Raw genomic sequence first — 6,785 nt, forward strand, 5'->3', positions numbered from 1 at the left:
ACAATCTGTCCGGGGCTTTTTGCTGTTGGGTGGAACAAAGCTGGATGGCAGCAGCCTCCGGCCAGAACCGGAGTTCTCGGCAGGCACTCTGCACACAGCTCAGTGCCGCTGCAACGCAGCCCGCAGCTCGCCTTCGGTGTCGGCGCCAGTCAACTCGATGCACTGGGCAGCGACACCGTGCGCCGCCAGCACCGCCCGCCACTGGCTCGCGCGCAACTGACGCAGTCTGTGCATGTTCGCGGCCGATATGCCTGCGGCTTCGGCCGCCGGCAGCAGCTGCTCGGGCGACTGGATACCGATACCAACCTGGCCGCCGGCATAGAGAGCGGGCGGCTCGCCCGCCTCCTCCACCCACTCCGCGCTGGCCGGCGCGAACAATGCCGCCTCCAGCAAACGCCATACCGGCGCGAGGCCGGCGTGCTCGTACTGCATCGCGGTCATCGCGCACAGGTCGTGCAAGCTCAGATAGCGCGCATGTTCCAGCTGCAGTCCGAAGGCGGACTGAGCCGCCAGCGCGGTGGCAGCCGCAGCCATACCCTTTTCCATCAGTTCGGACTCCATCTGGCGACCCACTGCATTGACCTGCTCGGCGCCGCCGCGCAACACGAATGGAAGCAGTCGCAGCGGACCACCGCGCAGACTGCGGTCTGGCTGCAGGCCAGCCGCTGGCATCCGCCCTTCGCTGGCACTCAAGCTCACCACACGCGCTTGGGCACGCTCGCCTGGCGCGCCGATCAGCAGATCGGCCAGGGTGGTGAACACCGGCCAGCCCGGGCGCAACAGTTCGGCCGGATCAAAGCTCGCCATCGCCAGACCCAGGTCAAGGCTGTCCGCACCAGGCAGCAGGCGCTGCAGGTCGATCAGGATCGGCTCAAGCAGCGGTGCCGCGGCGGCGCGTTCCAGTGTTTCATTGCCCAGCTCGAACTGCACCGGACCGTCGGCGTCGGCGACGCGGGGGCTGACCTCCAGAGCAAGTGCGCCAAAACAACTGAGGCTTTCGTCGATGCTCATGGGTCCGGTTCCAGGGTTGCAGGGCGGTACGGTCGGTGCGGCGGCGGCCGAAATCGCCGCGCCGCTAAAGTTTTCGCTCGGAATCGCTGCGCTATTATCGGGCGCTCGACCAAGATGACGGCATGAAACGCATGACCAGCCCCCGTTCTGTCCGCCCCGTCGGCATCATCGGCGGCGTTCGCATTCCTTTCTGCCGCAACAACACCGCCTATGCGGACGTCGGCAACCTCGGCATGTCGATCCGCACCTTGGGCGCCCTGGTGGAACGATTCGGCCTGCATGGTGCCCAGCTGGGCGAAGTCGCACTGGGCGCGGTGCTGAAGCACTCCTCTGACTGGAACCTCGGCCGCGAGGCGACGCTGTCCTCAGGCCTGTCGCCGGCGACGCCGGGTATCACCCTGCAGCGCGCCTGCGGCACCAGCCTAGACACCCTGATCCACGTTGCCAACAAGATCGCACTCGGACAGATCGAGTCCGGAGTCGGCGGCGGTTCCGACACCACCTCGGACGTTCCGATCAATGTCAGCCGCCCGCTGCGTCGCCGCCTGCTGGACGCCAACATGGCGCGCTCGGCCGGCGACCGCCTGCGCGCGTTTCGCGGCTTTTCGCCGCGCGAGCTCAAGCCCGAGTTTCCCGGCGTGGGCGAGCCGCGGACCGGCAAGAGCATGGGCCAGCATTGCGAGCTGATGGCACAGGAATGGGCGATCGCCCGCGCCGATCAGGACGCGCTGGCGGCCGCCTCGCATCACAAGGCCGCCGCGGCCTACGAGCGCGGCTTCTTCGATGATCTGGTGGTGCCGTTCCGCGGCGTCACCCGCGACAACATCCTGCGGCCCGACTCCTCCATCGAGAAGCTGGCGACGCTGAAGCCGGCGTTCGACAAGCTCAGCGGGCGCGGCACGCTGACCGCTGGCAACTCGACGCCGCTCACGGACGGCGCCTCGGCTGTGCTGCTGGGCACGCAGGAATGGGTCGACTCACGCGGCTTGAAGGTGCAGGCATGGCTGGTCGATGCGCAGGTCGCCGCAGTCGACTTCGTGCACGGCGAAGGCCTGCTGAAGGCGCCGGCCTGGGCGGTACCGCAGATGCTCAAGCGTCACGGCCTGAGCCTGCAGGATTTTGACTTCTACGAGATCCACGAAGCCTTTGCCGCGCAGGTGTTGTGCACCTTGCGCGCTTGGGAAAGCGAGAGCTTCTGCCGCGACAAGCTGGGCCTGGACGCGGCGCTGGGCAGCATCGACCCGGCCAAGCTGAATGTGGTCGGCAGTTCGCTGGCCGTCGGGCATCCTTTCGCGGCCACCGGCGCGCGCATTGTCGCCACCCTGGCCAAGCTGCTGGAAGAGAAGGGCAGCGGCCGCGGCCTGATCTCGGTCTGCACCGCGGGTGGCATGGGCGTGACTGCGATTGTCGAGCGCTGATCCGGGCAAAGTCCGTGCAGTGCAAGCGCGGCGTTCGGCCGCAGAGCGGCCGCGCCGCCGAGCTATGCTCACGCCCCCACACGGCTGGATCCGCGCATGTACACCCTCTACTACGCCCCCGGCACCGCCAGCATGGTGGTGCACTGGCTGCTGATTGAACTCGACGCACCGCATCAGCTGCACGCACTCGATCTTGCGGCAGGCGAACACAAGCGCCCCGAGTATCTGGCGATCAATCCCAACGGTCTGGTACCGACCCTGCTGGTCGACGGTGAGCCGCTGACGGAAGCCGCGGCGATCGTCATGCATCTCGCAGATGCTCATCCCGAAGCCGCGCTGGCGCCCGCGCCCGGCACGGTGCAGCGGGGGCACTACTACCAGTGGCTGCTGCATCTGGCCAACACCCTGCAGCCGGCGTTCCGGCACTGGTTCTATCCGGCCGAGGCTGCCGGTGAAGCCACCGCCGAGGCCGCGAAGACCTGCGCCCGCGTGCGCGTCGAAGCCTGCTGGGATCGAATCGAAGCCCATCTCGCCGCGCACGGCCCGTTTCTGCTCGGTGCCACGATCAGCGCGGCTGATTTTCATCTGACCATGCTGATGCGCTGGTCGCGGAACATGCCGCGGCCTGCCACCGAGTGGCCGCACCTGCGGGCGCTGGCCGAGCGCATGAAGGCGCGCCCAACCTTCCGCACTTTGTATGCACGCGAACAGTTGAGCGAGTGGGCTTAGGCCTCATCCCGACACTCGAATCCCGAATCCCGAATCCCTTAGCAGCATGCGTTGGCGCTGGCACGCGTTGCCAACGCGCCGCGGGGCTCGTGGACAGATTCAGGCCGATGAATTCGGGCCCTGCCCGAGGAACGGGTCAGGGCCGTTGCCGCGCGGCCGCTTTCAGCGGCCCATCACCGTGATGCCGTAGTAGCAGGGTGCACTGCTGCAGTTGAACATGGTCACTTCCAGCCGGAACTTGCCGCTCCAGCGCGGCGTGACCTTGACGATCGGCGCGTCGTCCTCGGTGGCATCCTCGGCGATCACGTTGTTGTTCTCGTCATAGAGCTTCAGATCGATGTCCGAGCAATCCTGGTCGCAGACCGAGGCGATGAAGTACTCGCGCCCGGAGTTCAGCTCGAAGGTGTACTCGTCATTGGCCTGGTTGCCAAGCAGGTCGTAGTGGTCGTCAAAGGCCCGACGAAAGCCTTCGCCTTGGGCCACTCCCTTGATCGCTTCCAGCTGGGCTTGAACGACGGCTTCGTACTCGTTTGCGACCGCGCTGGCTGACGCAGCCAGGGCGAACGCGATCAGGGCAGGCTTCAGCAGGGAAATGGCGCGCATCGTGGGCTCCGGATGGGTGTGGACAACGGGACAAGCGCCGATTCCAAACCAGCGGTTCGGGTCGAGGCAGCGACACGCGAGGCATCGGCAGCGGTGACCGGAACGTGTCTGGCATCACGCTATGCACAGCGCGTGCCACTGCCGGTCGCCGGCTCGCGACCCTGCCAAACTCCGCCGGCCCACCTCACGCCTGCCGAGGCGCGGCCACCGACTCACGGAGGACGATCTCTGCGGGGTGAAGGCTGAGCAGCTCGGAGATATCCTCGGAACGCAGCTGCCCCAACAACAGTCGGGTGGCGGTTCTGGCCATGTCGCGGATCGGCTGCCGGATGGTGGTGAGCGACGGCCAGAGCTGGCGCGAGATCGGCGCGTCGTCGAAGCCGACCACCGACAGCTGGTCGGGAATCCGCAGCCCCAGCGCATGCGCAGCCTTGATGACGCCGCCCGCCATCTCGTCATTCGCGGCAAAAACTGCCGTCGGTGGTTCCACCAGCGCCAGTAGTTGACGTCCTGCGCGCTCACCGGAATCGAAACGCAAGTCGCCATCGATGACCCAGTCGTCGCGAACGGCGATGCTGGCTTCTGCCAAGGCCTGCCTGTAGCCCTCGTAGCGCAGGCCGATCGCGCGGTGGTCGGGATGCCCGGTGATGAATGCGATCCTGCGGTGACCGTGTTCGATCAGGCAACGCGTGAGCGCCAGCGCCGCCTCAAGATCATTCGTCTCAACGAAGGGGTGGGCCTGCTTATGCGCGGTCGGCGCGATGCGCACCAGCGGGATCTCGGCAGCGTGAAGAAGATCAATGATGCCGAGGTGGTCTGATATCGGCGGTGACAGCAGTACGCCATCGATGCGCTTGTTGAGAATCAGCTCTTCCACCTCGCCGGACAAGGCGACGTCGTGGATATCGGCCGGGTGGATCACCAGTTCATAGCCCAAGCTGCGGCACACCTCGAGGATGCCCTCCTGAATGTCGAGCACGTAATGGGCGCCGGGCCGACCATAGATGAGGCCGAGCATATAGCTTCGATTGCCAGCCAGGCCACGCGCCGACATGCGCGGACGGTAGTTGAGACTGGCAATCGCGGCTTCGACGCGCGCGCGGGTTTCGGGTCGTACCCGGGGTTCACGGTTGACCACCCGCGACACGGTCTTGATGGAGACCCCGGCCGCGGCCGCGACATCATCAATGATTGCTCTGTTCATGCCGCCTTGCACTCCTGGGCCAACAGGCGCCGACCATGATCGATTCTAGGCGCAGGTGATCGCATGGATTGTCTGGATTCCGCGACGGACGAGAACCACATCAGCCCAGCCCCTACGACGCCCGCGCTTCGATATCCCGGACCAGCTGCGCATGCGTCTGCGCGTTCAGCCGATAGAAAAGCAGGACAGCGCAGGACGCCAGCAGGCCGCACGCAGGCACAACGCTCAGCAGATACTTCAAACCGTCGCGAGTCGATTCAGCCTGGGCGACATTCGGCACATAGCCGACCCAGCCCAGGTACAAGCCGACAAAGGCTGACGAAGCGCCCAGCGCGGCCTTCTGGATCAAGGTCATCAGACCGAACACAAAACCCTCGGCGCGAATCCCTGAGCGCCACTCGCCGAACTCTACGGTGTCCGGCACCATCGACCAGAAGTTCACCGCAATCGCCGCGTAGCCCAGCGAGGCCAGCGCTGCCAGCGCTGCCAGCGCGAACACTTCAGGCACGCCGGGGCGTTCTATCAACAGCAAGGCCAGCAAGGCCACGGCCGCCAGCAGCAGACCTGCAATCCAGGCCGTCCGCTTGCCAAGCCAGCGACTGAGCACGGTCCAGGGCAGGATCGCCAGCATCTGCACGAAGGGAATCAAACCCACCAGGCTGCCGGTCACGCTGTCGTCCTGTTCCAACACGTACTGCACGTAGTACGCCACACTCGCCATGTGCACCGTGTTCGCGAAGCCGAACAGCGCGATACCGCCAGCGACCTGCAGAAACGGGCGATTGCTTAGGATCATGCCCAGAACGTCGCGCAACGGTAGCGAGCGCTGCGCGACGTTCTCGAAGCGTCTCGGTTCGGCAGTACTGGCGAAACAAGCGAACAGGACCACGCTCGCCACGCCGGACAAGATCACGGCGGCGATGAAGTGCGCCGCCTGCGGGTGTACGACGCCGACCTGCATCACCAACCGCGGCGTTAGGTACCCCACTACCGCCGAGCCGGCAAAGGCGAACAACATCCGCACGCCAGCCAGCCAGTTGCGCTCCATCGAATTGCGGGTCATCGAGGCCATCATCGCCCCGTACGGAATATTGACTGCCGCATAGGCGGTGCGGAACAAGAGCTGGGTTGCCAGTGCATAAGCCACCAGTCCAGGCCCCTCGAAATCGACCGGAAGGAACACCAGACAGAAGCTCGCCGCAAGCGGTACGCTGCCGAACAACATGTACGGCCGATAGCGCCCGAAGCGTGAGCGGGTGCGGCTTGCCAGCAGACCCACGTAAGGGTCGACCAGACCGTCCCAGAGCAGACAGACCATGGTGATCAGGCCGGCTGTGCCGCTGTCGAGCCCCAGTACGTCGGTGTAGTACTTGAGCAGGAATACCTGCAGTGGCAGCCAGTAGAAGTTGAATGCGAAATCGCCCAAGCCATAGCCCAGGAAGCGCTTGAGCGGCAGTGCGTCTGCTTCGCTTGCCGCTTGAGCTGCCGCCATGCCGATCCACCTTCGGAGAGTGCGGGTGCGCGATAGTGCGGGCACCGGACTTTGCCGTACCGCCCGGCTTTCGTCGACCTTGAATTAGCGCGCGGCCATCGAGCACGCCGTGCATCCCGTTATCCGCGCACGTGAGGCACCGCGCCCTTGCCAGATCAGCGATCACATTCGACTGCCGAGGCGTGAGCTGCTCAGAGTACGGTAAGCGTCCGCCCACCTCACCTACCTTCCTTACCTGATTCTCCCGACCGTCTCCGGTTTCCCCAACGGAGGACCGGTCGATGGCGTGTTCGGAGGCGTGGCGGTGGCGGGCGCATGTGCGCTCGCA

The 6,785-nt window shown here is 65.6% G+C and carries 6 protein-coding genes; 2 read left to right on the forward strand and 4 right to left on the reverse strand.

Annotated elements, in window-relative coordinates; genetic code table 11:
* Positions 1-99: 99 nt before the first annotated feature.
* Positions 100-1,011: a hypothetical protein gene (locus tag ACIQ7H_RS07755; protein ID WP_395790074.1), complete on the reverse strand. Its 912-nt coding sequence runs from the start codon at positions 1,009-1,011 to the stop codon at positions 100-102.
* 131 nt (positions 1,012-1,142) lie between these two features.
* On the opposite strand from ACIQ7H_RS07755, the gene ACIQ7H_RS07760 reads away from it, so the two are divergent.
* Both ACIQ7H_RS07760 and ACIQ7H_RS07765 read left to right on the forward strand, forming a co-directional pair.
* Entirely contained in the window at positions 1,143-2,429 is a 1,287-nt protein-coding gene (locus tag ACIQ7H_RS07760; protein WP_395790076.1) for an acetyl-CoA C-acetyltransferase, read from the forward strand.
* 96 nt (positions 2,430-2,525) lie between these two features.
* The gene (locus tag ACIQ7H_RS07765; RefSeq protein WP_395790078.1) at positions 2,526-3,158 is read left to right on the forward strand and encodes a glutathione S-transferase family protein; all 633 of its coding nucleotides are present in this window, start codon (positions 2,526-2,528) and stop codon (positions 3,156-3,158) included.
* A 162-nt stretch (positions 3,159-3,320) separates the two neighbouring features.
* On the opposite strand, the gene ACIQ7H_RS07770 is transcribed toward ACIQ7H_RS07765, so the two are convergent.
* From ACIQ7H_RS07770 to ACIQ7H_RS07780, 3 genes are all read right to left on the reverse strand, one after another.
* Positions 3,321-3,761 (reverse strand): hypothetical protein, encoded by a 441-nt coding sequence (locus ACIQ7H_RS07770; protein ID WP_395790080.1) that lies wholly within the window; start codon positions 3,759-3,761, stop codon positions 3,321-3,323.
* A 184-nt stretch (positions 3,762-3,945) separates the two neighbouring features.
* Positions 3,946-4,965 (reverse strand): LacI family DNA-binding transcriptional regulator, encoded by a 1,020-nt coding sequence (locus ACIQ7H_RS07775; RefSeq protein ID WP_395790082.1) that lies wholly within the window; start codon positions 4,963-4,965, stop codon positions 3,946-3,948.
* Positions 4,966-5,077: 112 nt separating this feature from the next.
* Positions 5,078-6,457: an MFS transporter gene (locus ACIQ7H_RS07780; protein ID WP_395790084.1), complete on the reverse strand. Its 1,380-nt coding sequence runs from the start codon at positions 6,455-6,457 to the stop codon at positions 5,078-5,080.
* Between the last annotated feature and the right edge of the window lie 328 nt (positions 6,458-6,785).

This window comes from Aquimonas sp. (assembly GCF_044377145.1).
Lineage (GTDB): Bacteria > Pseudomonadota > Gammaproteobacteria > Xanthomonadales > Xanthomonadaceae > Aquimonas.

Coding starts and splice junctions, on each gene's coding strand:
- ACIQ7H_RS07770 (WP_395790080.1), bottom strand. CDS start 3,761: ATGCGCGCCATTTCCCTGCTGAAGCCTGCCCTGATCGCGTTCGCCCTG.
- ACIQ7H_RS07775 (WP_395790082.1), bottom strand. CDS start 4,965: ATGAACAGAGCAATCATTGATGATGTCGCGGCCGCGGCCGGGGTCTCC.
- ACIQ7H_RS07780 (WP_395790084.1), bottom strand. CDS start 6,457: ATGGCGGCAGCTCAAGCGGCAAGCGAAGCAGACGCACTGCCGCTCAAG.
- ACIQ7H_RS07760 (WP_395790076.1), top strand. CDS start 1,143: ATGACCAGCCCCCGTTCTGTCCGCCCCGTCGGCATCATCGGCGGCGTT.
- ACIQ7H_RS07755 (WP_395790074.1), bottom strand. CDS start 1,011: ATGAGCATCGACGAAAGCCTCAGTTGTTTTGGCGCACTTGCTCTGGAG.
- ACIQ7H_RS07765 (WP_395790078.1), top strand. CDS start 2,526: ATGTACACCCTCTACTACGCCCCCGGCACCGCCAGCATGGTGGTGCAC.